This window comes from Achromobacter insuavis (assembly GCF_902859645.1).
GTDB classification, from domain to species: Bacteria; Pseudomonadota; Gammaproteobacteria; order Burkholderiales; family Burkholderiaceae_B; genus Achromobacter; species Achromobacter insuavis.
In genome coordinates, this window is sequence record NZ_CADIJR010000063.1 from 1 (window position 1) to 23,597 (window position 23,597).

Below are 23,597 nucleotides of genomic sequence, written 5' to 3' on the forward strand. Positions count from 1 at the left end.
CGCCGGCCGCCCAGCCCGCTCCCGCCCCGCAACCCGCGCCGACCCCGGCGCCCGCGGCCAACGCGCCCGCCGCCAGCGACAACCCGCCGGCCCCCAAGCCCGCCACGCCCCCCGGAACCGCAACGTGACCCAGGACGCCTCCCAAGAAGACGGCCAGCAGGAAAGCTTCATCTCCCACCTGGTCGAACTGCGCACCCGCCTGCTGCGCGCCGTCGGCGCGGTGGTGGTGGTGTTCGTCATCCTGTTCATCTACCCCGGCGCCTCCGCCATCTACGACGTGCTGGCCCAGCCCATGCTGGCCTCGCTGCCGCAGGGCACGCGCATGATCGCCACCGGCGTCATCACGCCCTTCATGGTGCCGGTCAAGGTCACCATGATGGCCGCCTTCATCGTGGCGCTGCCGGTGGTGCTGTACCAAGCCTGGGCCTTCGTCGCGCCCGGCCTGTACAAGCACGAGAAGCGCCTGGCGCTGCCGCTCATCATCTCCAGCACGCTGCTGTTCATCGCGGGCATGGCGTTCTGCTATTTCGTGGTGTTCCGCACGGTCTTCCACTTCATCGCCACCTTCGCGCCGCAATCGATCACGCCGGCGCCGGACATCGAGGCCTACCTGAGCTTCGTCATGACCATGTTCATGGCGTTCGGCATCACCTTCGAGGTGCCGGTGGCCGTGGTGCTGCTGGTGCGCATGGGCGTGGTGGAGCTGTCCAAGCTCAAGAGCGCGCGCGGCTACGTGGTGGTCGGCGCCTTCATCATCGCCGCGGTGGTGACGCCGCCGGACGTGGTCAGCCAGTTCATGCTGGCGGTGCCGCTGTGCCTGCTGTACGAGCTGGGACTGATCTGCGCGCGCATGGTCACGCCCAAGGCCGGGGCCGACGAGGCCGCCAACGACGGCTCGCTGACCGAACGCCACTGAGCGCCGCGCGTTCAAGCGAAGCGGGGGCCGATGGCCCCCGTTTTTTTTGCACAAACGGACGGTTTCCGCTTGTCCCGCGCGGGCTGCAAACTTACATTGCGGCCATGTCGCTCGCCCTACGCCTGCGCACCCTGATGCGGTGGCGCGGCATCAAAAGCCAGAACCAGCTCGCCCGCATCTCCGGCGTGCCGCAGTCCTGCATCCACCGCATCCTCACCCGCGAGGGAGGCTATGCGCCCACCCGCGCCACGCTGCTGCGGCTGGCGCAGGCGCTGGACACGCAGGTGCCCTGGCTGGCCGACGGCATGGTCGTGCAGACCGCCGCCGCGCCCCCGGTCCAGGAAGACACTCAATCCGACGCCTACAGCGCGGAAATCTGCGCGCTGCTGAAGCACCAGCCCGAGGCCATGCGCAAGCGCGTGCTGCAAGTGGTGCGCCTGGTGCTCGATGCCCCTTGCCGTCCGCGCCGCGCTGGCGCATCGCGGCAGTCTCAGGCCCGCCCATAGCGGCATCGACGGCTCGCCCGCCACTTCCGACTCTCGTCCGCGACGGTCGCCTGGCTGTCTCGTCCGCGGTCATCGCCTGGCTGGCGTATCCCCCAGCGACCGCCACGTTATCGCGGCAACCCCGGGCGCGTGCCCACCATCACCGTCAGCTCGGCCACCTTGCCGCCGCGCAACACGCCCAGCGTCGCGCGCTGTCCCGGCGTCAGCTGCGCGATCTCGGCCAGCAGCCCCGACGTGTCCATCATCGGCTTGCCGTTCACCGTCTGCACGATGTCGCCCACGCGCAGGCCGCCCTTGGCGGCCGGGCCGTCGCGCAGCACGCCGGCAATGATCACGCCGCGGGCATCGCGCTCCAGCTGGAACGCGCGCGCCAGTTCGGCCGTCAGGTCCTGCGGCTCCACGCCCAGCCAGCCGCGCTTGACGCCACCGGTCTTGACGATCTCGTCCATCACCTTGCGGGCGATGTCGATCGGCGTGGCGAAACCGATGCCCATCGACCCGCCCGACTCCGAATAGATCGCGGTGTTGATGCCCACCAGGTTGCCCTGCGCATCCACCAGCGCGCCGCCCGAATTGCCCGGATTGATGGCGGCATCGGTCTGGATGAAGTTTTCGTAGGTATTCAGGCCCAGCCCGTTGCGGCCCAGCGCCGACACGATCCCCTGCGTGGTGGTCTGCCCCACGCCGAACGGATTGCCGATCGCCAGCACCACGTCGCCCACCCGCAGGCCGCGGTCCGGCGCCAGCGTGGCCGCCGGCAGGTTGCGCAGGCTGGCCAGCTTCAACACCGCCAGGTCGGTGTCCGGATCGGCGCCCACCACCTTGGCCGTGTCCTTGCGCCCGTCCGCCAGCGCCACCTCGATGGCGTCGGCCGCCTGCACCACGTGATAATTGGTCAGCACATAGCCATCGTGATTGACCACCACGCCCGAGCCCAGGCTGGTGCTGGCCTGGCGCCGGCTCACGCCCGGCACCTGGCCGAACAGCTGGCGCAGGATCGGATCGTCCGGCAGCGGCACCAGCGGCACGTCGACGTGCTTGGTGGTGTAGACATTGACCACCGACGGCGCGGCGCGCGCCACGCCATCGGCATAGGACACCGCCCCCGCCACCGGGCGCGCGGCCACGGCAACCGGCGGCAGCGTCGCCGCCGGCGCGGCGTCCGGCCCGACCAGCCGCAGCAGATCCGGCCGCAAGGTGGTGACGACGAATAGAATACCCAGGCAGACCGTGACGGCCTGAGCGAAGATCAGCCAATATCGGCGCATGTTTCTGATAGGACTAGCAATGAGTAAAGTGGACTCCCACGTCCTGGCCGCCTGGCTGGACGACACCCTGCAAGCCGCCCGTTTCAAGGATTACTGCCCCAACGGGCTGCAGGTGGAAGGCCGATCCGAAGTCGGACACATTATCACCGGTGTCACCGCCAGCGAAGCCCTGTTGCGCATCGCCGTCGAACGCGGCGCCGACGCGGTGCTGGTCCACCACGGCTGGATGTGGCGCAACGAGGACCGCCGCGTCATCGGCACCCGCCGCACGCGCATGGCGCTGGCCCTGAAGAACGACCTCAATCTCTACGCCTACCACCTGCCCCTGGACGCCCATCCGACCCTGGGCAACAACGCCCAGCTGGCCCGCGTCCTCGGCCTCGAACCCGAACGCCGCGACGACGGCACGCCGCGCACCTGTGGCCCCGACAACCTGGTCTGGCTGGGCACCGCCCCCGACCTGGCCACCGTCGGCCAGCTCGCCGCCCGCATCCAGCAACGCCTGGGCCGCCAGCCCCTGGTCGTCGGCAACCCCGACCAGCCCGTCGCCCGCATCGCCTGGTGCACCGGCGGCGCCCAAGGCATGCTCGCCGACGCCATCGACGCCGGCGCCACCGCCTACATCACCGGCGAAGCCTCCGAATCCACCTTCCACCTCGCCCAGGAAACCGGCGTCGCCTTCCTCGGCGCCGGCCACCACGCCACCGAACGCTACGGCGTCCAAGCGCTAGGCCAGGCCGTGGCCGAACGCTTCGGCATCAAGGTGGAATTCGTAGACCTGGACAACCCGGTGTAACCGGCCCCCTCCGCCCCGCAAGCGCGCAGCGCACACCCTCCCACGCCCCCAGAAGCACGTATGCCAAAGCCGGCTGCCCGCGCAGCCGGCTTTGGCGGGCACCACAACCCTCTCCCATGCCCCTTCGGTCCAGCAGCGCATGAAACCTCGAAACCGGTAGCCCGGCGCGGGTGGCGCACAGGCGGGCGCGCCGTCAGATGCGCCCGACGGAAACCGAAGGAGTCGCCGCAGGCGAGGACGAGGTTGAGGACGGGGCAGTCCGGAGCGAACGCTCCGGACCGCAATCGCAGGCGCGCCCGCCTGTGCGCCACCCGCGCCGGGCGGCCTACGAAGCCCGCAACGTCCGCAAACAAACAACCGCTGAACCAATAAAAAAGCGCCCCGCAGGGCGCTCTTCCATTCACCTCAAGGCTGCTTCTTCAACAAATCCCGAATCTCGCGCAACAACGCCACATCCTCGGGCGTGGCAGCAGGCGCGGCGGGCGCCGGCGCTTCCTCGGCCTTGGTGCGCGCCTTGTAGATGGCCTTCACCATCCAGAAGATCACAAACGCCAGCAACACGAAGTTGATGATGATCGTGACGAAATTCCCCCACGCGAAAACGTTCGCCCCCGCCTTCGTCAGATCGGCATACGTCATCGGCCCGTTGTAACCGGCCGGCATCGACAGCACCAGGAACTTGTTCGAAAAATCGACGGAACCGCCAAGCACGAAGTTCACCAGCGGCATGACGATATCCTTGACCAGTGAGTCGACGATTCTGCCGAAAGCCGCCCCAATGATCACACCAACCGCCAAATCGACCGCATTGCCTTTGACAGCGAAATCTCGGAATTCTTTGACGAAACCAGTCGCTTTGCTCATAAAAGCACTCCCTTCGTGATACGCCCACCAGTAGGCTGGCGCTATAATACGCGGTTGCTATGTTGTTACATATTCCCGCGAAGCCGATGCCGCAGAAGTGATGCTACTCGTAGAGCGGGCGCATCAACAAGGATAGGAAGATGAGTCAGGATACGCTGGTGCATGATGATGACGGTGCGGTTGATCCAAATCTGCCGCCCGATCCTTCGCGACGTTTCTGGGTAACCACCGCCTGTGCTGTGGGTGGCGTAGCAGGTGTCGCAACGGCAATACCGCTTGTGAGCACGTTCTCCCCTTCTGAAAAAGCCCGCGCCGCCGGCGCCCCCGTTGAAGTCGACGTGGGCGACATTCCCGTCGGCACCATGAAAACCGTGGAATGGCGTGGCAAACCGGTCTGGATCATCCACCGGTCTCCTGAACAGATCGCCGGCCTCAAGACCCAGGACGCGCTCCTGGCGGATCCCAACTCCAAACGGCCCGGCTTCACTCCCAAATACGCAGAAAACGAAGGTCGGTCGCGCAAGCCCGAACTGTTCGTCTGTGTTGGCATCTGTACCCACTTGGGCTGCTCGCCCACCTCGCACTTCGAAACGGGCGGCGGTGGCGGCATGGGCGCTTCCTGGCAAGGCGGATTCCTCTGTCCGTGCCACGGCTCCACGTTCGACCTGGCAGGCCGGGTCTACAAGAACAAGCCCGCTCCCGATAATCTCGAAGTTCCGCCGTACCAGTATCTCACCGACTCCCGCATCATCGTGGGCGTCGATGAAGACAACAAGGCCTGACGCTCGCGTCGCGCTTTTTTCCCGAATTACGTAAGTAAAACAAATACGCCACGTATTAGAGAAGGAGCCGTTACATGGCTGGCGAGAAAACCGTCGAGACGACAGGCCTGTTGGGCTGGCTGGATCGGCGCTTCCCGGTGACCTCCACCTGGAAAGCGCATCTGTCCGAATACTACGCACCGAAAAACTTCAACTTCTGGTATTTCTTCGGCTCGCTGGCACTCCTGGTGCTGGTGCTGCAGATCGTGACCGGCATTTTCCTGGTCATGCATTACAAGCCGGACGCCGAACGCGCGTTCCAATCCGTCGAATACATCATGCGCGAAGTCCCGTGGGGCTGGCTGGTGCGCTACATGCACTCGACCGGCGCCTCGATGTTCTTCGTCGTCGTCTACCTGCACATGCTGCGCGGCCTGCTCTATGGCTCGTACCGCAAGCCGCGTGAACTGGTCTGGATCTTCGGCGTCGCGATCTTCCTCTGTCTGATGGCCGAAGCATTCTTCGGCTACCTCCTGCCGTGGGGCCAGATGTCCTACTGGGGCGCACAGGTGATCGTGAACCTGTTCGCGGCCATCCCGTTCATCGGCCCTGAGCTGTCGATCTGGATCCGCGGCGACTACGTCGTGTCCGACGCCACGCTGAACCGCTTCTTCGCCTTTCACGTCATCGCCATTCCGCTGGTGCTGGTGGGCCTGGTGGCGGCCCACCTGGTGGCGCTGCACGAAGTCGGCTCGAACAACCCGGACGGCATCGAGATCAAGGAAGGCCCGAAGGACAAGTACGGTCGCCCGAAAGATGGCATTCCGTTCCATCCGTTCTACACGGTGCACGACCTGGTCGGCGTCGCGGGCTTCCTGCTGGTGTTCGCCTTCATCGTGTTCTTCGCGCCGGAAATGGGCGGGTACTTCCTGGAGTTCAACAACTTCATCCCGGCCGACTCGCTCAAGACGCCGCCGCACATCGCCCCGGTCTGGTACTTCACGCCGTTCTACTCGATGCTGCGCGCCACCACCGACGAGTTCACGTGGGTGCTGGCCGGCGCCTCGGTGCTGGGCGCCATCGCGCTGCTCCTCAAGAGCAACCTGAAGGGCTTCATGCGCATCGCCGTCCCCGGTATCCTGATCGTCGTGGCCGTGCTGCTGCGCGTGATCGACGCCAAGTTCTGGGGCGTGGTCGCCATGGGCGGCACCGTGGTCATCCTGTTCTTCCTGCCGTGGCTGGACCATTCGCCGGTCAAGTCGATCCGCTACCGCCCCACCTGGCACAAGTGGATCTACGGCATCTTCATGGTCAACTTCCTGGTGCTCGGCTACATCGGTACGCAGCCGCCCAGTCCGCCGTTGAACATCACGTCGCAGATCGGCACGCTGCTGTACTTGGCATTCTTCTTCCTGATGCCGGTCTGGAGCCGCCTGGGCACTTTCAAGAAAGTGCCCGACCGCGTGACGTTCCACGCCCACTGAGCCCACGAAAATAACGGACTGACCATGATCAAGAAGCTGATTGGTGCCGTGGCGTTGATGCTGCTCACGTGTACCGCCACGTTCGCCGCCGAGGGCGGCTATCCGCTGGACAAGGCGCCTTACCGCGTCAACGACATGGCGTCGCTGCAAAACGGCGCCAAGCTGTTCGTCAACTACTGTCTGAACTGTCACAGCGCATCGTCGATGCGCTACAACAAGCTCAAGGACATTGGCCTGACCGACCAGCAAATCAAGGAAAGCCTGCTGTTCACCGGCGAAAAGGTCGGCGACATGATGAATGTCGCCATGACCGCCAAGGACGCCAAGAAGTGGTTTGGCACGACGCCCCCGGACCTGTCCGTGATCGCCCGCGCCAAATCCGTCAACGCCGGCCCCTCGGGTTCCGACTACATCTACACCTATCTGCGTACGTTCTACCGCGACACCTCGCGCGCCACGGGCTGGAACAACCTGGTCTTCCCGGCCGTGGGCATGCCGCACGCGCTGTGGGAACGCCAGGGTCCGCGCGAGCTGACCACGGTGGCGATGCACGAGGTCGAAGGCAAGGAAGGCGCGCCGAAGTCGTGGGAACGGGTCACGACGGTGTACGATGCGCAAGGTTTTTCCACGGTCAAGGCCGAGCCGGTAGCCAGCTACCACGGCCATGCCACCTTCGAGGCCAAATTCAAGGCCGCCAACCCGGCCCAAATCGCAACATACGACAACGACGTCGCCGACCTGACCGCGTTCATGTCCTGGATGGCCGAACCCGTCCAGACCTTCCGCGTCCAGCTGGGCGTCGGTGTCATGTTGTTCCTGCTCTTGTTCTTCCTGGTGATGTGGCGCCTGAACGCCTCTTACTGGAAACACGTGCGCTAACCGCAACGCCCCGCCAGGCGTATCCGCCCCCATTTTCGCCAGGGTGGATAATGGCGGGTTAGGGCTGTACGCCTACCCCCCGCCTGGCAATCGGGGCCAGCGCCTGCTAGATTAGGGCGCTGGCCTTTCGTTTTTCATAAAGGATTTATCGCCATGATGGTGCTCTATTCCGGAACCACGTGTCCGTTTTCGCAACGCTGCCGCTTCGTGTTGTTTGAAAAGGGCATGGATTTCGAGATCCGCGACATCGACCTGTACAACAAGCCCGAAGACATCTCGGTGATGAACCCGTACGGTCAAGTGCCCATTCTGGTCGAGCGCGACCTGGTCCTGTACGAGTCGAACATCATCAACGAGTACATCGACGAGCGCTTCCCGCACCCGCAGCTCATGCCGGCCGATCCGGTCATGCGCGCCCGCACCCGCCTGTTCCTGTACAACTTCGAGAAAGAGCTGTTCGTCCACGTCTCGACGCTGGAAGACCGCAGCGCCAAGCCCGACGAGAAGAAGCTGGCCAACGCCCGCCAGAACATCCGCGACCGCCTGGCCCAGCTGGCCCCGATGCTGCTCAAGAACAAGTACATGCTGGGCGAGGAATTCTCCATGCTCGACGTGGCCGTGGCCCCGCTGCTGTGGCGCCTGGACCACTACGGCATCGAACTGCCCAAGAACGCGGCTCCGCTGCAAAAGTACGCCGAACGCATCTTCTCGCGCCCGGCCTACATCGAAGCGCTGACGCCTTCGGAAAAAGTGATGCGTCGCTAAGGTTGCCGCGTGATGGGTGAAACTTCGACCAAACCGTATCTGATCCGCGCGCTGCACGAATGGTGCACCGATAACGGCTACACGCCGTACATCACCGTGCAGGTCGACGAGCACACCATGGTGCCCGTCGCCCACGTGCGCGACGGCCAGATCACCCTGAACGTGGGTACGCTGGCCACCAACCGTCTGGTGCTGGGCAACGAATTCATCGAATTCCAGGCCCGCTTCAGCGGCGTGACCGAAAACGTCTACGTGCCGGTGGGCGCCGTCAGCGCCATCTATGCGCGCGAAACCGGCGCCGGCATGGGCTTCGAAGTGCAGCCCTACGAGCCGCCGGCTCCGGGCGCGCAGAACACGTCCGAGACCGTCCCGTCCGAAGCCGAGGCGGATGCCGTCTCCGGCGATGACGGCGGCGACGACGAGCCCAAGCGTCCGCGCCTGACCATCGTCAAGTAATCCGGCAGGTCCCCCGCGCCGCCCCGGCCTCAGGCCCGGGCGGCGCGGTCACGTCTGGCCGCCGCCGGCGTGATTCGCCATTGCATGGCGATTTTTTGAAACCCAGGATAAGAGTGCGTATCATTTGCATATCTGGGCAAAATCCCGTCTCATACGCCTGAACCGCGCTCGCGTGGCCTGCCGCGTCCGTTGCGGCGCACACCGTCCCCGGCCTTCCAGGAGTGATGCCCCGCCCATGCCGTACCTGATCGGAATGACGCCCGCCGGCGGCGTATCGACCCAGTTCATGCCGCAGATAGACCGCCAGCTGGTCGCCAAGCTGTGCCTGTTCGATACCCTGTCGGACGACGATCTTGCCCGCATCCCGCGCCAGATCCGTCTGACCTTGCGCAGCACCGGCCGCGTCCCCGCGATCGTGGGATGGGACGGCGGGCCGTTCCTGGTCAATGCACGCGTGCGCGAACTGATGGAAACGCTCGAGCCCGACACGCACCGCTTCCTGCCGGTCGAGGCCGAGACCATGATCGTCGGCCGCAAGAGCCGCCCGTTCCGCACCTACCACCTGCTGCTGTGCCCGCCGCGCGTGGACGCCGTCATCATCGAGAAGACCGAGTTCTCCAAAGGCATGGGCCGGGCCGGCTACGAAGCCGGCGGCTGTTTCTCGTTCCTGAAGGGCACGCCGCTGGTGCTGGACCGCGGCGCCATCCAGGACCGCTGCTTCTGGCGCCTGCCGCGCCAATTCGGCGTCAGGCCAGCCTATCCGCACAGCGGCATCAGCGGCTATTTCTGCTCGGATGAATTCTGGCGCGCCCTGCGCGCGGAGCGCCTGGGCGGCTGGGAAGCCAAGCGGCGTTGCGCGACGGGCGCACGCCCGGAATGACGCGCATGCACGCCGGAAAGAATCTCCTTTTTTCATTACAATGCAGTCCCTGCGCGCGCCCCGGGCGCGCCACGCCGGTGTAGCTCAGTTGGTAGAGCAGCTCACTTGTAATGAGAAGGTCGAGGGTTCGATTCCTTTCACCGGCACCATCAACACCCAGCAAAAAGCCCAGCCGAATGGCCGGGCTTTTTTTCGTGTGGAGCGCCATGGCGAACATGGCCGGCTCCGCTGTGCCGCGGATTCCGACCTGCGCGTGACGGGCTCAGCCCAGCGCGGGCAACATGTTGAACAACAGCACCATCACCAGGCCGACCACCGACACGATGGACTGCACCACCGAGATCGTCTTGGTGGCCTCGCCCATGGTCATGCCGAAGGATTCCTTCACCATCCAGAAACCGGCGTGATTGGCGTAGTTGAAGAACAGCGAACCGCAGCCGATCGACAGCGCCAGCAGCGGCAGATTCAACGAGGGATCGGCGCCGGCCAGCGGCGCCAGCAGGCCGGCGGCGCCGACGATGCCGACCGTGGCCGAGCCGGTGGACACCGACAGCAGCATGGCGATCAGCCAGCCCAGCACCAGCGGCGGGAACGCGAACTGGTGGGTCAGGTGGACGATGGCGTCGCCGACCTTGGCGCTGGTCAACACCTGCTGGAAGGCACCGCCGCCGGCGATGATCAGCATGATGCCGGCGATGGGCTTGAGACTCTTGCCGAGCGCGTCGCGCAGTTTCTCGGCGTCGCCGCCACGCGCCAGCACCAGCGCCACGGCGGCGAACAGCACGCCCAGCAGCATGGCCACCAGCGGGTTGCCCAGGAAGGCCGCCACGTGCATCAGGGGCGAGGTCTTGGGCAGCAGCATCTCGGCCACCGCGTGCAGCAGCATCAGCAGCGCGGGCAGCAGGGCCGCCAGCACGCCCAGGCCGACGCCGGGCACCGAATGGCCGGCATCGGCCGCGCGGACGGCGGTGAATTGCTCGAGCAGGGCTTCGTCCGGGCGGGTCGTCATGCGCGGGGCGATGAAGGCGCCGTACAGCGGGCCGCCCAGGATCATGGCGGGCAGGGCCGCAAGAAAGCCGTAGATCATGGTCGGGCCGACCGTGGTCTTCAGGCTCGCGATCGCCGTCAGCGGGCCAGGATGCGGCGGCACCATGCCGTGCATGGCGGCCAGGGCCGAGATCACCGGCACGCCCACGTACACGTAGGCCGAGCCCTTGAAGCGTTCCTGGCCTTCCAGCTTGCGGGCCACGCTGAAGATCAGCGGCAGCATCACCACCAGGCCCACTTCGAAGAACATCGGGATGCCGATGATGAAGGCCACCAGCGTCATGGTCCAGGGGATCATGCGCGCGGAGGTGCGGTTCAGGATGGCATTGGCCAGCCGCTCGGTGGTGCCCGAGTCCGCCAGGATCTTGCCGAGCATGGCGCCCAGCGCGATCACCACGCCGACCGCGCCAAGGGTCTTGCCGGCGCCGTCGGTCAGGTTCTTGACGATGGCGGTCGGCTCCATGCCGGTGGCGAAACCGACGCCGATGGACACGATCAGCAGCGCCAGCAGCGGATGCATGCGGATGCGCGAAACGATGAGTGCGACCAGCACCAGGACACTGACCAGGGCGGTGAGCAACAATTGGATGTCGAACGAAGACATGTGTGAAACCCAGAAAAAACGTGAGAGGTCGCGAACCTTCTGGTTGCCATGATAAGGGATCGCCCTGACGCCCAACCGTCATGAATCCGCCGGTCGTCCGGGTCGTTTTGCATTCCCCGCAAAATTTGTGCATAATTCGCCCCCTCTACCTGTTCCCCGATAGCTCAGTCGGTAGAGCGACGGACTGTTAATCCGCAGGTCGCTGGTTCGAGCCCAGCTCGGGGAGCCAAAGAATGCAGTACTGAAGGGCCCGCAACGTGTTGCGGGCCTTTTGCATGGGCGGACGCCGCAAACAAGACCGCCAGATTCGGACGAAGTCGCCCGTCGATCGGGCGGTGCGCGCCGAAATGCGGGGCGAAATGGTTTTACGATTGACGTCGAGTCACCCGTAACGCCTTGGCTCCGGCCGCGCACTTCTCATGCCTTCCCAAACGACGCCCATCGATGCCAGGGCCGCCTTTGAACTCGTGTTCGGGCTGCTGCAGAAGATCTCCTGGATCATCCATGACGCCTCGGCGCCGCCGCCGGAGCTCGCGGTCATCAAGCGGCATCAGGCGGACGCCGTCAACGTGATCCTGTGGATCTGTGAAACCGGCGACCTGACGGGCTGGCCTCCCAGGACGCCGCTCGACACGCGGGCCACGGCCTCGTATCTGCTGATGGATCTCACCTTCCGCCTCCTCGATCCCGCCTCGCCGCTGTCGGCGCGCACCTGGGCGGTCCCCGCCGGCCAGCCGGCGCATCGGCAGGCGCTGCACATCGTGCGGCACGAAGTACAGCGCAGCAAGCCCGTCACCGCCGCCGACCTGGCCCGATTCCCCGCGCGCGCCTGATTTGCGAGAATGGGGCCTCAGCCGGATACTCCCGCGTCCGGTCCTTCCGCCACCGCCCCATGCGATCCAACCGTTCCCTGCCTGCCCTGGTCTCGCTGCGCGCCTTCGAGGCGGCCGCCCGGCGCCTGAGCTTCAGCCTGGCGGGCGAGGAGCTGTTCGTCACCCAGAGCGCCATCAGCCACCATATCCAGCGGCTGGAGGCGGAGCTGGGCGTGGCGCTGTTCGAGCGCCGCACCCGCGCCGTGGCGCTGACGCCGGCCGGGCAGGCCTATTACGAGCGGGTCCATGCGGCGTTCGCGCTGCTGCGCCAGGGCACCGACGAGATCCGCGCGCCGGCCGCCGCGCGCCACACGCTGCGGGTCGGCCTGCTGGCGTCGTTCGCCACGCGCTGGCTGGCGCCGCGGCTGCCGGACTTCGCCGCCGCCCATCCGGACATCGACCTGCAACTGCTGCCCGACATCGGCCTGGCCGACGTGGCGGGCGGCGAAGTCGACGTGGCCATCCGCTATGGCCGCGGCACCTGGCCGGGCGTGCGGGCGCGCCGGATCATGGCGGAGCGGCTGTCAGTGGTCTGCGCCCCCGCGCTGGTGGCGGGCCGGCGGCGCCTGCGCACGCCGGCGGACCTGCTGCGCCATCCCTTGCTGGTCTCGCACACCCGGCATCCGTTCGAGTGGGACACCTGGTCGCGCCATCATGGCCTGGATCTGGGCCGCGCCCAGACCGTGCACCTGCACGACTACAACATCGTGGTCGAGGCGGCGCTGGCGGGGCAGGGCCTGGCCATGGGGCGCCACCGCATGATCGCCGCACAACTGGCCAGCGGCGCCCTGGTCGAGGCCTTGCCGGGCACCACCCTGGACGATCCGCGCATCGGCTGGTGGTTCGTGAGCCCGCGCGGCAAGGCCGATGCCGCCGCCCAGGCGTTCCAGGCGTGGCTGATGCGGGCCGCGGCGGACGACTGACGCATTACTTTTACTCATACGTGGTTCGCAATAATTGATTGGTCAGGCGCGGCGCGCGCCGATAGCATGGGGATCACCCTTCCCACTCCCGTTTCACAGGTGACTCCATGACCCGTACGATCTCCGGCCGCGTGGCCGAACTCGGCCTTGCGCTGGACCCCGCGGCCGCGCCCGCCGCCAATTACGTCCCCTTCGTGCAGGAGGGCAACCTGCTGTACATCTCCGGCCAGATCTCGCGCGCCGGCGGCAAGGCGGCGTTCCTGGGCCAGCTGGGCAACCAGATTTCCGAGGCCGACGGCGTCGCCGCCGCGCGCCTGTCGGCGCTGGGCATCCTGGCGCAGATCGCCGCCGCCACCGGCGACCGTCTCGACCGCGTGGCGCGCGTGGTGCGCCTGGGCGTGTTCGTCGCCAGCACGCCGGACTTCAACCGCCAGAGCGCGGTGGCCAACGGCGCCTCGGACCTGATGGTCGAGGTGTTCGGCGACGCCGGCCGCCATGCGCGCAGCGCGGTCGGCGTGGCCTCGCTGCCGCAAGGCGTGGCGGTGGAAGTGGAAGCGGTCATCGCGCTCACCCCCGCCTGATGCCGCGGCGCCGGGCCGCCGCCCGGCGCGACTTTCCTGGAATCGCCATGCCCGCCGTCCTGACTCCCGCCCTCCTGGAAGCGCTGCGCGCCGCCACGCCCGGCACGCGCACCACCGTCCACTTCAACCACGCCGGCGCCTCGCTGCCGTCCGCCGCCACCCTCGACGCCATCCAGGCCCACCTGCGGCGCGAAGCCGAGCAGGGGCCGATGGAGGCGGGCGTGGCCGCCCGCGCGACGACCGAGCAGGCGCGCCAGCTGGCCGCGCGCCTGCTCAACGCCCAGCCCGACGAGATCGCCCTGACCGGCGGCAATTCGCCCGGCTGGGGCGCCGCTTTCGCGGCCCTGGGGCCGTGGCGGGCGGGCGACCGCATCCTGGTCGGACGCCATGAATGGGGCGGCAATCTCTCCGCCATGCGGCTGACGGCGCAACGCGCCGGCGCCACGATCGAAACGATTCCGTCGGACGACAGCGGCTGCGTCGATCCGGCGGCGCTGCAGGCCATGCTGGACGAACGGGTGCGGCTGATCGCGCTGACCTGGCTGCCCGCCAACGGCGGCCTGATCAATCCGGCCGCCGCCATCGGCCGCGTGGCGCGCGCCGCCGGCGTGCCGTATTTCGTCGATGCGGCGCAGGCCGTGGGGCAATTGCCGGTGGATGTGGCCGAGGTCGGCTGCGATGTGCTGAGCGGCGCCGGGCGCAAGGCCCTGCGCGGTCCGCGCGGCACCGGCCTGCTGTATGTGCGGCGCGACTTCCTGCCGCGGCTGACGCCGGCGTTCGTCGATACCTATTCGGCGCCGCTGGCCGCCGACGGCCAGCCGCAACTGCGCGCCGACGCGGCGCGCTTCGAATCCGCCGAGGCCTCGCTGGCGCTGCGCTGCGGCCAGGCCAACGCGCTGCGCGAAGCGTTGGATATCGGCCTGGAGGCCATCCGCGCCCGCATCGACACGGTCGCCCAGGCCCTGCGCGCAGAGCTGGCCGCCATTGCCGGCATCGAAGTGCTGGACCAGGGCCGCGAGCGCTCGGGCCTGGTGTCGTTCAACCTCGCCGGACACGAAGCCACCGCGGTGCAACGCGCCCTGGCGGCGCAGGGCATCATCATCGGCAGCAACGGCGTGCCGTACACGCCGCTGGACATGAACGCGCGCGGGCTGGCGCAGATCGCGCGCGCCTCGGTCAGCTACCTGACACGCGACGACGAGATCGACCGCCTGCTCGATGCGCTGCGTGTCCTGGCGCGCCAGGGCGGCTAACGTCCGTCACCGCCCCGGTCAGCCGTGGCGGGAGCGCCTCACGCCACGGCCCGGCGCGCGAACGGCGTCCACTTGGTGAAGACCAGCAGGTTGCCGAACATCACCAGCGCCAGGCCCAGCAGCGCGGCGGGCGTCCACTGGTAGCCCTCGGCGAAGGTCGACACGCTCAACGCCACCACCGGGAACAGCACGGTGCAGTACGCCGCGCGCGCCGGCCCCATGCGGCCCACCAGCGTCAGATAGGCGGTGAAGCCAATCACGGACCCCGGAATGGCCAGGTACACCAGCGCGCCGACATAGGCCGTGGACGTGTCGAAGCGGAACGGCACGCCGGCGATCAGGCAGCCGGCCAGCAGCACCGCCGCGCCGTACAGCATGCTGTAGGCGTTGCCGGTAAGCGGCCGCAGGCCCGCGCGCTGCTGCAAGGACGACAGCATGTTGCCGGTCGAGAAGCAGAACGTGCCGAGCAGCGCGAAGCCCAGGCCCAGCAGGGTCTCGTGGCTGGCCTGCTGGCCCGCCAGTTCGGGCCAGAACAGCAGCACCAGTCCGCTGAATCCCACCACGCCCGCGACCATCACGCGCGGCGCGATGCGGGTGCCGAACCACAGCCTCGCGTTCAGCGCATTCCACAGTGTCGCGGCCGAGAACACCACCGACACCAGGCCGCTGGGAATCCACTGCGTGGCGGTGTAGAAACAGAGGAAGTTCAGACAGAACAGGCACAGCCCCTGGCCCAGGCACAACAGATGCCCGCGCCGGTCCATGCGCTGCAGTTTGCGCGTCAGCAGCAGGGCGGCGAACAGCACCAGCCCGGCCAGCGCGAAGCGGTAGAAGATGGAGACGGGAATGGCCACCACGCCCAGCTGGAGCTTGATGGCGATCCAGGTGGTGCCCCAGATGATGACGGTCAGGAAATACAGGAAGAGATTCACTTTCGGACGCTCGGCAGGGCGAAAAAAGACATGGGATCGGGGCATGCGAAAAAGCGCTGCCCTGTCGCGCAGTCTGCACCCGCGCGAGCCGCGAAAATTGCCGGTTCTTGCGGTTTTTCTTGGTTCGCGCGATCCACGCGCGCAAGGATCGCAGTAGCATTTCGGTTCCATGGGCACCACCGCATCGGCTCCGTCCGACTTCTCCGTTTTCCGCACGCTGTCCGCGTCCACCGCGACGCTGGCGCGCGCGGCCTCGCTGGGCGAGGGCATCGCCATTTCGCAATGGGGTCGCAGCGCCCACGAGACGCTCGGCTACGACATGCCCGGGCATCACACGCTGTCGCTGTACCTGCATGGCGGCGAGAAATCGTTCCGCGTCGGCAATCCGCTGCACGGCGGCGCCGGCAAATTCTGCGTGCTGCCGGCCGAGCACTATTCGCGCTGGTGCATGAACGACACGGTGCACTTCCTGCATCTCTACATCGCGCCGGAGCGGCTGGCGCGCGAGGCCGTGATGCGGCTCGACTGCGAACCGCGCTCGCTCGAACTGCGCGACCGCACCTACATCCACGACGACTCGCTGACCGACGTCTGCCGGGCCCTGCTCGACACCGACTGGAATGCGCCCGCCGACCGCCTGGCCGCCAGCAGCGCGGCCGAGACGGTGCTGCATCACCTGCTGCTGCAGGGCGTGGCGCGCAAGGCCGCGCCACCGGCCCGCGGCGGCCTCGCGCCCGCGGTGCGCCGGCGCGTCATGGACTACGTCGACGCGCATCTGGCCGAGCCCTTGACGCTGGACCAGCTGGCCGGCGTAGCCGCGCTGTCCACCTACCATTTCGCGCGCATGTTCCACGCCTCGTTCGGCGAACCGCCGCACGCCTGGGTGCGCGCCCGCCGCCTGGCGCATGCGCGCGGCCTGCTGGCGGCCGGCAAGGGCGACCTGGCGGGCATCGCGCAGGCCGCCGGGTTCGGCAACGCCAGCCACCTGTCGCGCGTGTTCCGCGACGCGGTCGGCGTGACGCCGGGCCAATACCGCGCCGCCCGCCGCGGCCACTGAAGCGCCGGCCCAGCCGGCGCGCCCGGTCTACAATGGCGCACCGCCCTTCGCGGCCTTGATCGCCTGCCCCGCCCGCGATGCCATCGCCGATTACCCGCGACGTTTCCGCTGTCCCCGACGCCTCCCGCCCCTTGCCGCTGCGCGCGCATTGGCTGGCCGAGCTGATCCGGCTGCGCGAAGCGCATTGGGGCCCGCTGGAAGACGCCGCCGTGGTGCGGCAGGTGCGCCAGCTGGACGTCGCGCTGCCAGACCGCATCCTGGCCCGCGCGCAGCACCTGGCGCAACGTGAAAACCTGGCGCCGCTGGTGGACGGCTGGCGCCGCAGCGCCTGGGCCGTGCTGGCCGTGTTGCTGCTGCTGGCGCTGCTGTCCGGCGCGGGCGTGGCCGCCAGCGCGCTGGGCGACGGCGCCCGTCCCGTCAATGTGCTGTGGGCGCTGGGCGCCTTGCTCGGCCTGCACGCGCTCACCTTCCTGCTGTGGCTGGCCAGTTTCCTGCTGACGCCGGCCGCGATGACCCCGCTGGGGCGCCTCTGGCTGTGGGCCACCCGCAAGCTGGCGCGCGGCCCGGACAGCGCGCTGGTGCCGCAGGCCCTGCTCAACCTGCTGGCCCGCGCCGGCGCGCTGCGCGGGCTGTTCGGCGCGGTCAGCCACGGCCTGTGGCTGGCCGGCCTGGGCGCGGCGCTGGCGACCTTGCTGGCGCTGCTGACCACCGCCAGCTACCGCTTCATCTGGGCCACCACGCTGCTCGCGCCCGACACCTTTGTCTGGTTGACGCAGGTCGTGGGCTGGCTGCCCGCGCACCTGGGCTTTCCGCTGCCCGACGCCGCCATGGTGCGCGCCAGCGACGGCGTCCAGGCGCTGGGGGCCGACGCGCAGGTGCAGTGGTCGTGGTGGCTGATCGGCGTGCTGGTGACCTACGGCATCCTGCCCCGCCTGGTGGCGTGGCTGGCATGCGTCGCCGTCGCCCGGCGCGCCTTGCGCGGCCTGCGCATCGATCCCGCGCTGGCCGGCTACGCGGCGCTGCGCGACCGGCTGGAGCCGCCGGCCCAATCCACCGGCATCGACCGCCCGGTCGACCCGCTGCACCAGCCCCGCGTCGAATCGGCGATCCCGGCGGCCATGGGCGGCCAACCCGTGCTGCTGGGGCTGGAGCTGCCGACAGACCTGGACTGGCCGCCCGCCGGCCTGCCCGACGCCATCCGCATGGCCGGCAACCTCGATACCCGCGAGCAACGCAATCGGCTGCTGGACGCGCTGTCGCAAGCCGCCGCCTCGCGCCTCCTGATCGCCTGCGACGCGCGCCAGACGCCCGACCGCGGCACGCTGGCGCTGATCGCCGAACTGGCCGCGCATGCCGGCCAGACCCGCGTCTGGCTGCGCGCGCCCGCCGCCGCCGACAGCCGCGAACCCGTCTGGCGCGAGCGCCTGGCGGCCCTGGGCCTGGAGGCCGGCGCCATCATCGGCCCCGGCGGCGCGCCGCTGGCCTGGCTGGAGCATGGCGATGCGTGAGCCGCTCATCAGCATCGCCGTGGTCGGCCACACCAACACCGGCAAGACCTCCCTGCTGCGCACGCTGACGCGTGACACCACCTTCGGGGAAGTGGCCGACCAGCCAGGCACCACCCGTCACGTCGAGGGCGCGCGCCTGCGGCTGGACGGCCGTCCGGTGCTGGAATGGTTCGACACGCCGGGCATGGAAGACAGCATCGCCCTGCTCGAGTACCTGGAACGCCTCACCCAGCCCGGCGAACGGCTCGATGGACCGGCGCGCATCCAGCGTTTCCTCGACACCCCGGAAGCGCACGGCCGCTACGAGCAGGAAGCGCGCGTGCTCAGGAAGATGCTGGACTGCGACGCCGCGCTGTACGTGGTCGACGCGCGCGATCCGGTGCTGGGCAAGCATCGCGACGAACTGGCCATCCTGGCTGCCTGCGGCCGCCCCTTGCTGCCGGTGCTGAACTTCGTCAACGCGCCCGCGCACCGCGCCGGCGAATGGCGCGACGCGCTGGCGCGCCTTGGGCTGCACGCGGCGGTCGAGTTCGACACCGTCGCGCCGCCGCTCGATGGCGAACAGCAGCTCTACGCCAAGCTCGGCGTGCTGCTGGACCGTCACGCCGGCACCCTGGCGCAACTGGTCGACAGCCTGGCGCGCCAGCGGCGCGAACGCCACGAGGCGGCGTGCGAGCTGCTGGCCGATCTGCTGGTCGACGTCGCCGCGCTGCGTTTGACCAGCGCCAGCGACGAAGCGGCGCTGGCCGCGACCGCGCAGCAGCTGCGCCAGCAGGTGCGGCAGCGCGAACAGGCCTGCGTCAGCGCCTTGCTGGCGCTCTACAACTTCCGCTCATCTGATTTCGACGACGACGCGCTGCCCCTGCAGGGCGAACGCTGGGGCATGGACCTGTTCCATCCGCAGGCGCTCAAGGACATGGGCGTGCAGGTCGGCATGGGCGCGGCCGCGGGGGCCATGGCCGGCGCGGCGGTGGACCTGCTCAGCGCCGGCCTGAGCCTGGGCACCGGCATGCTGATCGGCGCCGCCGCCGGCGGCCTGTGGCAGGGCGTGGAAAAGCTCGGCAAGCGCGTCGCCGGCAAGCTGCGCGGCTGGCGCGAGATCAGCGTCGACGACGCCGTGCTGCGACTGCTGGCGCTGCGCCAGCGGCAATTGATCGACGCGCTCGAACGCCGCGGCCATGCGGCCCGCGCGCCGCTGCGGCTGGACCGTCCCGATGACGATGCGCTGCGCAGCGGCCCCTTGCCCGAGGCGCTCAAGGAAGCCCGCAGCCGCCCCGAATGGTCGGCGCTGGCGCCTGGCCACGAAGACAGCGAACGGCGCAAGCAGGTGGTGCGCGAATTGGCGAAAGCAAGCAAGTACTAACCCCAATCCAAACCGATTGACGCTTAAACGAATCGCTCTATAAGATTCGTTTTGCATCGGTGCGGTCCATCCCGCCATGACAATCACAAGGGGTTGGATCTACCGTGAACCGCCTTTCCTCGTAGCAGCAACGCCATGCCCCGGCTCCCCGTGGGCCCGGGCCCTATCACTTCTGTCGCGCTATCCGCGCATTACGGAGCATGAGGGCTATGCGTACTTTTCCCCACCTAAAGCAAGCGGCGCTGGCAGCTGCGCTGACGGCCTCGCTGGCATTCAGCGCCGGCGCGGCCGCCAAGACCTTCCACTGGTCTTATCAAGGCGACGCCACATCGATGGACCCGATGGCGTTGAACGAAACCTTCACGCTGGGTTTCCAGGGCAACATCTACGAAACGCTGGCCGGCTACGACGGCAACCTGAAACTGACGCCGCTGCTGGCCGAGAGCTGGGAAAACCCCGAGCCCACCAAGTGGGTCTTCAAGCTGCGCAAGGGCGTGAAGTTCCACGACGGCTCGCCGTTCACCGCCGATGACGTGATCTTCTCGTGGAAGCGCAGCCTGACGCCGGGCTCCGACATGAAGGGCTACGGCGCCAAGGCCTCCGACATCAAGAAGGTCGACGACTACACCATCGAGGTCACCACCCCCACGCCCAACCCGATCCTGCCGCGCGAATGGGTGTTCCTCTACATCATGAGCAAGACGTGGTCGGAGAAGAACAAGACCACCGAAGCCACCAACGTCAAGGGCGACAACCAGGGCAACTACGCCAACCTCAACGCCAACGGCACCGGCCCGTTCATGCTGGTGTCGCGCCAGCCCGACGTGAAGACCGTGCTCAAGCGCTACGACGGCTACTGGAACAAGGACATCAAGACCAACGTCGATGAAGTCATCTTCCAGCCGATCACGCAGGAAGCCACGCGCGTGGCCGCGCTGATCTCCGGCGAGATGGATCTGGTGCAGCCGGTGCCGGTGCAGGACTGGAAGCGCCTGGAAGACGCCAAGGGCGTCAAGCCGCTGACCGCGCCCGAGGCCCGCGCCATCTTCATCGGCATGGACCAGGACCGCGACGAACTGCTGTTCTCGGACGTGAAGGGCAAGAACCCCTTCAAGGACCCGAAGGTGCGCGAAGCGGTGGTGCTGGCCGTGGACACCAAGGCCATCAATGAGAAGATCATGCGCAACGCGGCCAAGCCGCTGGGCTCGCTGATCGCCACCGCCATCAACGGCTACGACGAATCGTTCGGCGCGCCCTACAAGCCGGACCCGGAACGCGCCAAGAAGCTGTTGGCCGAGGCCGGCTACCCGAAGGGCTTTTCCGTGACCATGGACTGCCCCAACGACCGCTACGTCAATGACGAGAAGGTCTGCCAGGCAGTGGCTGGCATGCTGGCGCGCGTCGGCATCAAGATCAACCTGCTGGCGCAGACCAAGTCCAAGTATTTCGGCAAGATCCTGCTGCAGGCCGGCAACCAGACCAGCATGTACATGCTGGGATGGACGCCCAGCTCGACCGACGCCCACAACACGCTGCTGAACCTGGCCGCGTGCCGCGACGCCAAGACGGCGGCGGGCCAGTTCAACCTGGGCGGCTACTGCAACAAGAAGGTCGATGACCTCACCGCCAAGATCGGCGTCGAGACCGACCAGGCCAAGCGCAACGCAATGATCAAGGAAGCCTTCGGCATCGTGCGCAGCGACTTCGGCTACCTGCCGCTGCACCAGCAGCCGATGTCGTGGGGCGTGAAGGACAACATCAAGGTCATCCAGCGCGCCGACGACGTGCTCGACCTGCGCGACGTGGTCCTGCCGTAGTCCCCAGGCGCCGCGCCACGCCGCAGGGCGTGCGCGGCGCCGTGTTGATGCGACCCCCGCGACGGCGCCAGCCGTCCGGGCGCGCCCGGCCCAGCCCCGCTTGCCGCCTCCGGCAACGCGGCCCGGCGTTATCCGACCCAGAGGGCATCCGACCATGCTTTCCTTTATTGCGCAGCGGCTGATCCAGTCGGTGCTGGTGATGTTGACGGTGGCGCTGATCGCGTTCTCCATGTTCCGCTATGTCGGCGATCCGATCGCCAGCATGGTGGGCCAGGACACCACGCCCGAACAGCGCGATCAGCTGCGTGAACAGCTGGGCCTGAACGATCCCTTCGTGGTGCAGTACGCGCATTTCGTCGCCAACGCGGCGCGCGGCGACTTCGGCATTTCCTACCGCCACCGCCGGCCGGTCAGCGAACTGCTGGAAGAACGCCTGCCGGCCACGCTGGAGCTGTCGTTCGTGTCCGCCGTGATGGCGCTGGCGCTCGGCATCCCCATGGGCATCTACACCGCGCTCAAGCGCCACGGCGTACTGTCCAAGACTTTCATGGCGATTTCGCTGGCCGGCATCTCGCTGCCGACCTTCCTCATCGGCATCCTGCTGATCCTGTTCTTCGGCGTGCAGCTGCGATGGCTGCCCAGCTTCGGGCGCGGCGACGTGGTCGGGCTGGGCTGGTGGACCACGGGCTTTTTGACCAAGTCCGGCCTGCTGGCGCTGATCATGCCGGCGATCACGCTGGCGCTGTTCCAGATGACCCTGATCATGCGGCTGGTGCGCGCCGAAATGCTGGAGGTGCTGCGCGCCGACTTCATCAAGTTCGCGCGCGCCCGCGGCCTGCCGGAGCGCCTGATCAATTTCCGCCACGCGCTCAAGAACACCATGGTGCCGGTCATCACCATCACCGGCCTGCAGCTCGGTTCCATCATCGCCTTCGCCATCATCACCGAGACGGTGTTCCAGTGGCCCGGCATGGGCCTGCTGTTCATCCAGGCCATCAGCATGGTGGACATCCCGGTGATGGCCGCCTACCTGGTGCTGATCGCCTTCATGTTCGTCGTCATCAACCTGGTGGTCGATCTGCTGTATTTCGCCGTCGACCCGCGCCTGCGCGTGCAGAGCAAATAAGGGAACCGCCTCATGAACGCCCGCATCGCTCCCTTCTTCGCGCGCGCCGCCGACAGCGACCTCTGGCACAGCTTCAAGCGCTCGCCCGGCGCCATCGTCGCCGCCGCCGTCACGCTGGCCATCCTGCTGGGCGCGCTGTTCGCGCCGGTGGTGGCGCCGCACAATCCGTTCGACCTGGCCTCCCTGAACATCATGGACGCCAACACCCCGCCCGCCTGGCAGGAGGGCGGCAGCGCCGACTTCCTGCTGGGCACCGACGACCAGGGCCGCGACATCCTGTCGGCGATCCTCTACGGCTCGCGCGTGTCGCTGCTGGTGGGCTTCGCCTCGGTGCTGTTCTCGATGGTGCTGGGCGTCACGCTGGGCCTCATCAGCGGCTACGCCGGCGGCCGCGTCGACAGCTTCATCATGCGCATCGCCGACGTGCAGCTGTCGTTCCCCGCCATCCTGGTGGCGCTGCTGATCGACGGCGTGGCGCGCGGCCTGCTGCCGCGCGACATGCACGACGAACTGGCCCTGTACGTGCTGATCTTCGCCATCGGCATCTCGGGCTGGGTGCAGTACGCCCGCACCGTGCGCGGCTCGACGCTGGTGGAACGCAACAAGGAATACGTGCAGGCGGCGCGGCTGATCGGCATCGGCCCCATCACCATCCTGCGCCGCCACATCCTGCCCAACGTCATGGGTCCGGTGCTGGTGATCGCCACCATCCACCTGGCGATTGCCATCATCACCGAGGCCACGCTGTCGTTCCTGGGCGTGGGCGTGCCGCCGACCGCGCCGTCGCTGGGCACGCTGATCCGCATCGGCAACAGCTACCTGTTCTCGGGCATGTGGTGGATCTCGATCTTCCCCGGCATCGCGCTGGTCGCGCTGGTGCTGTCGGTCAATCTGCTGGGCGACTGGCTGCGCGACGCGCTCAACCCCAAGCTGCGCTGA

At 67.7% G+C, this 23,597-nt stretch carries 23 protein-coding genes and 2 tRNA genes; 21 read left to right on the forward strand and 4 right to left on the reverse strand.

The genetic code is table 11. The features are described 5' to 3' along the window. Window positions 1-124 precede the first annotated feature (124 nt). Both tatC and H0523_RS24185 read left to right on the forward strand, forming a co-directional pair. Window positions 125-916, forward strand: coding sequence for a twin-arginine translocase subunit TatC (gene tatC, locus H0523_RS24180; protein WP_054433723.1), 792 nt, complete (start codon window positions 125-127; stop codon window positions 914-916). Between the two features lie 104 nt (window positions 917-1,020). Then, window positions 1,021-1,422, forward strand: coding sequence for a helix-turn-helix domain-containing protein (locus H0523_RS24185; protein ID WP_054433722.1), 402 nt, complete (start codon window positions 1,021-1,023; stop codon window positions 1,420-1,422). Window positions 1,423-1,529: 107 nt separating this feature from the next. On the opposite strand, the gene H0523_RS24190 is transcribed toward H0523_RS24185, so the two are convergent. Then, a complete protein-coding gene (locus tag H0523_RS24190) occupies window positions 1,530-2,690 on the reverse strand; it encodes a trypsin-like peptidase domain-containing protein (protein WP_054433719.1) in 1,161 nt (386 codons plus the stop codon). Between the two features lie 19 nt (window positions 2,691-2,709). Here H0523_RS24190 and H0523_RS24195 point away from each other — a divergent pair, with 19 nt between their 5' ends. Next, the gene (locus H0523_RS24195) at window positions 2,710-3,486 is read left to right on the forward strand and encodes a Nif3-like dinuclear metal center hexameric protein (protein ID WP_054433717.1); all 777 of its coding nucleotides are present in this window, start codon (window positions 2,710-2,712) and stop codon (window positions 3,484-3,486) included. Window positions 3,487-3,891: 405 nt separating this feature from the next. Here H0523_RS24195 and mscL read toward each other — a convergent pair whose 3' ends face one another. After that, a complete protein-coding gene (gene mscL / locus H0523_RS24200) occupies window positions 3,892-4,350 on the reverse strand; it encodes a large conductance mechanosensitive channel protein MscL (RefSeq protein WP_054433715.1) in 459 nt (152 codons plus the stop codon). A 140-nt stretch (window positions 4,351-4,490) separates the two neighbouring features. Here mscL and petA point away from each other — a divergent pair, with 140 nt between their 5' ends. From petA to H0523_RS24235, 7 genes are all read left to right on the forward strand, one after another. Then, complete coding sequence (gene petA / locus H0523_RS24205; RefSeq protein WP_054433714.1) at window positions 4,491-5,132, forward strand: ubiquinol-cytochrome c reductase iron-sulfur subunit; 642 nt, start codon at window positions 4,491-4,493, stop codon at window positions 5,130-5,132. Between the two features lie 74 nt (window positions 5,133-5,206). Beyond that, the gene (locus H0523_RS24210; protein ID WP_054433713.1) at window positions 5,207-6,595 is read left to right on the forward strand and encodes a cytochrome b; all 1,389 of its coding nucleotides are present in this window, start codon (window positions 5,207-5,209) and stop codon (window positions 6,593-6,595) included. Window positions 6,596-6,619: 24 nt separating this feature from the next. Further along, window positions 6,620-7,474 (forward strand): cytochrome c1, encoded by an 855-nt coding sequence (locus H0523_RS24215; RefSeq protein WP_054433712.1) that lies wholly within the window; start codon window positions 6,620-6,622, stop codon window positions 7,472-7,474. Window positions 7,475-7,627: 153 nt separating this feature from the next. Further along, complete coding sequence (locus H0523_RS24220; RefSeq protein WP_006388039.1) at window positions 7,628-8,239, forward strand: glutathione S-transferase N-terminal domain-containing protein; 612 nt, start codon at window positions 7,628-7,630, stop codon at window positions 8,237-8,239. 12 nt (window positions 8,240-8,251) lie between these two features. Continuing rightward, the gene (locus H0523_RS24225; RefSeq protein WP_054433711.1) at window positions 8,252-8,695 is read left to right on the forward strand and encodes a ClpXP protease specificity-enhancing factor; all 444 of its coding nucleotides are present in this window, start codon (window positions 8,252-8,254) and stop codon (window positions 8,693-8,695) included. 235 nt (window positions 8,696-8,930) lie between these two features. Beyond that, window positions 8,931-9,575 carry an imm11 family protein gene (locus H0523_RS24230; RefSeq protein WP_054433709.1) on the forward strand — a complete coding sequence of 215 codons (645 nt, stop codon included), beginning with the start codon at window positions 8,931-8,933 and terminating at the stop codon, window positions 9,573-9,575. Window positions 9,576-9,648: 73 nt separating this feature from the next. Continuing rightward, a tRNA-Thr gene (locus H0523_RS24235) sits at window positions 9,649-9,724 on the forward strand. A gap of 113 nt (window positions 9,725-9,837) precedes the next feature. Here H0523_RS24235 and H0523_RS24240 read toward each other — a convergent pair. Next, window positions 9,838-11,226: a GntP family permease gene (locus H0523_RS24240; RefSeq protein WP_054433707.1), complete on the reverse strand. Its 1,389-nt coding sequence runs from the start codon at window positions 11,224-11,226 to the stop codon at window positions 9,838-9,840. Between the two features lie 153 nt (window positions 11,227-11,379). Here H0523_RS24240 and H0523_RS24245 point away from each other — a divergent pair. The 5 genes from H0523_RS24245 to H0523_RS24265 all read left to right on the forward strand — a co-directional run bounded on the left by H0523_RS24245 (window position 11,380) and on the right by H0523_RS24265 (window position 14,855). Further along, a tRNA-Asn gene (locus tag H0523_RS24245) sits at window positions 11,380-11,455 on the forward strand. A 190-nt stretch (window positions 11,456-11,645) separates the two neighbouring features. Further along, window positions 11,646-12,059, forward strand: coding sequence for a hypothetical protein (locus H0523_RS24250; protein WP_054433705.1), 414 nt, complete (start codon window positions 11,646-11,648; stop codon window positions 12,057-12,059). Between the two features lie 59 nt (window positions 12,060-12,118). Continuing rightward, a complete protein-coding gene (gene gcvA / locus H0523_RS24255) occupies window positions 12,119-13,021 on the forward strand; it encodes a transcriptional regulator GcvA (protein WP_054433703.1) in 903 nt (300 codons plus the stop codon). A 107-nt stretch (window positions 13,022-13,128) separates the two neighbouring features. Next, complete coding sequence (locus H0523_RS24260; RefSeq protein WP_006392307.1) at window positions 13,129-13,602, forward strand: RidA family protein; 474 nt, start codon at window positions 13,129-13,131, stop codon at window positions 13,600-13,602. 47 nt (window positions 13,603-13,649) lie between these two features. Next, the gene (locus H0523_RS24265; protein ID WP_054433701.1) at window positions 13,650-14,855 is read left to right on the forward strand and encodes an aminotransferase class V-fold PLP-dependent enzyme; all 1,206 of its coding nucleotides are present in this window, start codon (window positions 13,650-13,652) and stop codon (window positions 14,853-14,855) included. Between the two features lie 38 nt (window positions 14,856-14,893). Here H0523_RS24265 and H0523_RS24270 read toward each other — a convergent pair whose 3' ends face one another. After that, window positions 14,894-15,787, reverse strand: coding sequence for a DMT family transporter (locus tag H0523_RS24270; RefSeq protein ID WP_054433700.1), 894 nt, complete (start codon window positions 15,785-15,787; stop codon window positions 14,894-14,896). Window positions 15,788-15,956: 169 nt separating this feature from the next. Here H0523_RS24270 and H0523_RS24275 point away from each other — a divergent pair, with 169 nt between their 5' ends. The 6 genes from H0523_RS24275 (at window position 15,957) to H0523_RS24300 (ending at window position 23,597) form a co-directional block, all read left to right on the forward strand. Beyond that, a complete protein-coding gene (locus tag H0523_RS24275; RefSeq protein ID WP_054433698.1) occupies window positions 15,957-16,844 on the forward strand; it encodes a helix-turn-helix domain-containing protein in 888 nt (295 codons plus the stop codon). A gap of 77 nt (window positions 16,845-16,921) precedes the next feature. Next, entirely contained in the window at window positions 16,922-18,352 is a 1,431-nt protein-coding gene (locus H0523_RS24280) for a DUF2868 domain-containing protein (RefSeq protein ID WP_054433696.1), read from the forward strand. Next, the gene (locus tag H0523_RS24285) at window positions 18,345-19,715 is read left to right on the forward strand and encodes a GTPase/DUF3482 domain-containing protein (RefSeq protein ID WP_054433694.1); all 1,371 of its coding nucleotides are present in this window, start codon (window positions 18,345-18,347) and stop codon (window positions 19,713-19,715) included. Before H0523_RS24280 ends, H0523_RS24285 begins: the two co-directional genes overlap by 8 nt. A 209-nt stretch (window positions 19,716-19,924) precedes the next feature. Continuing rightward, on the forward strand, window positions 19,925-21,532 hold the full coding sequence (locus H0523_RS24290; protein WP_054433692.1) for an ABC transporter substrate-binding protein: 1,608 nt from the start codon (window positions 19,925-19,927) through the stop codon (window positions 21,530-21,532). Between the two features lie 154 nt (window positions 21,533-21,686). Continuing rightward, window positions 21,687-22,658, forward strand: coding sequence for an ABC transporter permease (locus tag H0523_RS24295; protein ID WP_054433691.1), 972 nt, complete (start codon window positions 21,687-21,689; stop codon window positions 22,656-22,658). Between the two features lie 12 nt (window positions 22,659-22,670). After that, complete coding sequence (locus H0523_RS24300) at window positions 22,671-23,597, forward strand: ABC transporter permease (protein ID WP_054433689.1); 927 nt, start codon at window positions 22,671-22,673, stop codon at window positions 23,595-23,597.

Excerpts from the sequence above, each read along its gene's own strand:
- gcvA (WP_054433703.1), top strand. The coding sequence starts at position 12,119 with ATGCGATCCAACCGTTCCCTGCCTGCCCTGGTCTCGCTGCGCGCCTTC.
- H0523_RS24300 (WP_054433689.1), top strand. The coding sequence starts at position 22,671 with ATGAACGCCCGCATCGCTCCCTTCTTCGCGCGCGCCGCCGACAGCGAC.
- petA (WP_054433714.1), top strand. The coding sequence starts at position 4,491 with ATGAGTCAGGATACGCTGGTGCATGATGATGACGGTGCGGTTGATCCA.
- H0523_RS24260 (WP_006392307.1), top strand. The coding sequence starts at position 13,129 with ATGACCCGTACGATCTCCGGCCGCGTGGCCGAACTCGGCCTTGCGCTG.
- H0523_RS24295 (WP_054433691.1), top strand. The coding sequence starts at position 21,687 with ATGCTTTCCTTTATTGCGCAGCGGCTGATCCAGTCGGTGCTGGTGATG.
- H0523_RS24185 (WP_054433722.1), top strand. The coding sequence starts at position 1,021 with ATGTCGCTCGCCCTACGCCTGCGCACCCTGATGCGGTGGCGCGGCATC.
- H0523_RS24265 (WP_054433701.1), top strand. The coding sequence starts at position 13,650 with ATGCCCGCCGTCCTGACTCCCGCCCTCCTGGAAGCGCTGCGCGCCGCC.
- H0523_RS24230 (WP_054433709.1), top strand. The coding sequence starts at position 8,931 with ATGCCGTACCTGATCGGAATGACGCCCGCCGGCGGCGTATCGACCCAG.
- H0523_RS24290 (WP_054433692.1), top strand. The coding sequence starts at position 19,925 with ATGCGTACTTTTCCCCACCTAAAGCAAGCGGCGCTGGCAGCTGCGCTG.
- H0523_RS24210 (WP_054433713.1), top strand. The coding sequence starts at position 5,207 with ATGGCTGGCGAGAAAACCGTCGAGACGACAGGCCTGTTGGGCTGGCTG.
- H0523_RS24280 (WP_054433696.1), top strand. The coding sequence starts at position 16,922 with ATGCCATCGCCGATTACCCGCGACGTTTCCGCTGTCCCCGACGCCTCC.
- mscL (WP_054433715.1), bottom strand. The coding sequence starts at position 4,350 with ATGAGCAAAGCGACTGGTTTCGTCAAAGAATTCCGAGATTTCGCTGTC.
- H0523_RS24240 (WP_054433707.1), bottom strand. The coding sequence starts at position 11,226 with ATGTCTTCGTTCGACATCCAATTGTTGCTCACCGCCCTGGTCAGTGTC.
- H0523_RS24195 (WP_054433717.1), top strand. The coding sequence starts at position 2,710 with ATGAGTAAAGTGGACTCCCACGTCCTGGCCGCCTGGCTGGACGACACC.
- H0523_RS24190 (WP_054433719.1), bottom strand. The coding sequence starts at position 2,690 with ATGCGCCGATATTGGCTGATCTTCGCTCAGGCCGTCACGGTCTGCCTG.
- H0523_RS24250 (WP_054433705.1), top strand. The coding sequence starts at position 11,646 with ATGCCTTCCCAAACGACGCCCATCGATGCCAGGGCCGCCTTTGAACTC.
- H0523_RS24285 (WP_054433694.1), top strand. The coding sequence starts at position 18,345 with ATGCGTGAGCCGCTCATCAGCATCGCCGTGGTCGGCCACACCAACACC.
- H0523_RS24220 (WP_006388039.1), top strand. The coding sequence starts at position 7,628 with ATGATGGTGCTCTATTCCGGAACCACGTGTCCGTTTTCGCAACGCTGC.
- H0523_RS24225 (WP_054433711.1), top strand. The coding sequence starts at position 8,252 with ATGGGTGAAACTTCGACCAAACCGTATCTGATCCGCGCGCTGCACGAA.
- H0523_RS24215 (WP_054433712.1), top strand. The coding sequence starts at position 6,620 with ATGATCAAGAAGCTGATTGGTGCCGTGGCGTTGATGCTGCTCACGTGT.
- H0523_RS24275 (WP_054433698.1), top strand. The coding sequence starts at position 15,957 with ATGGGCACCACCGCATCGGCTCCGTCCGACTTCTCCGTTTTCCGCACG.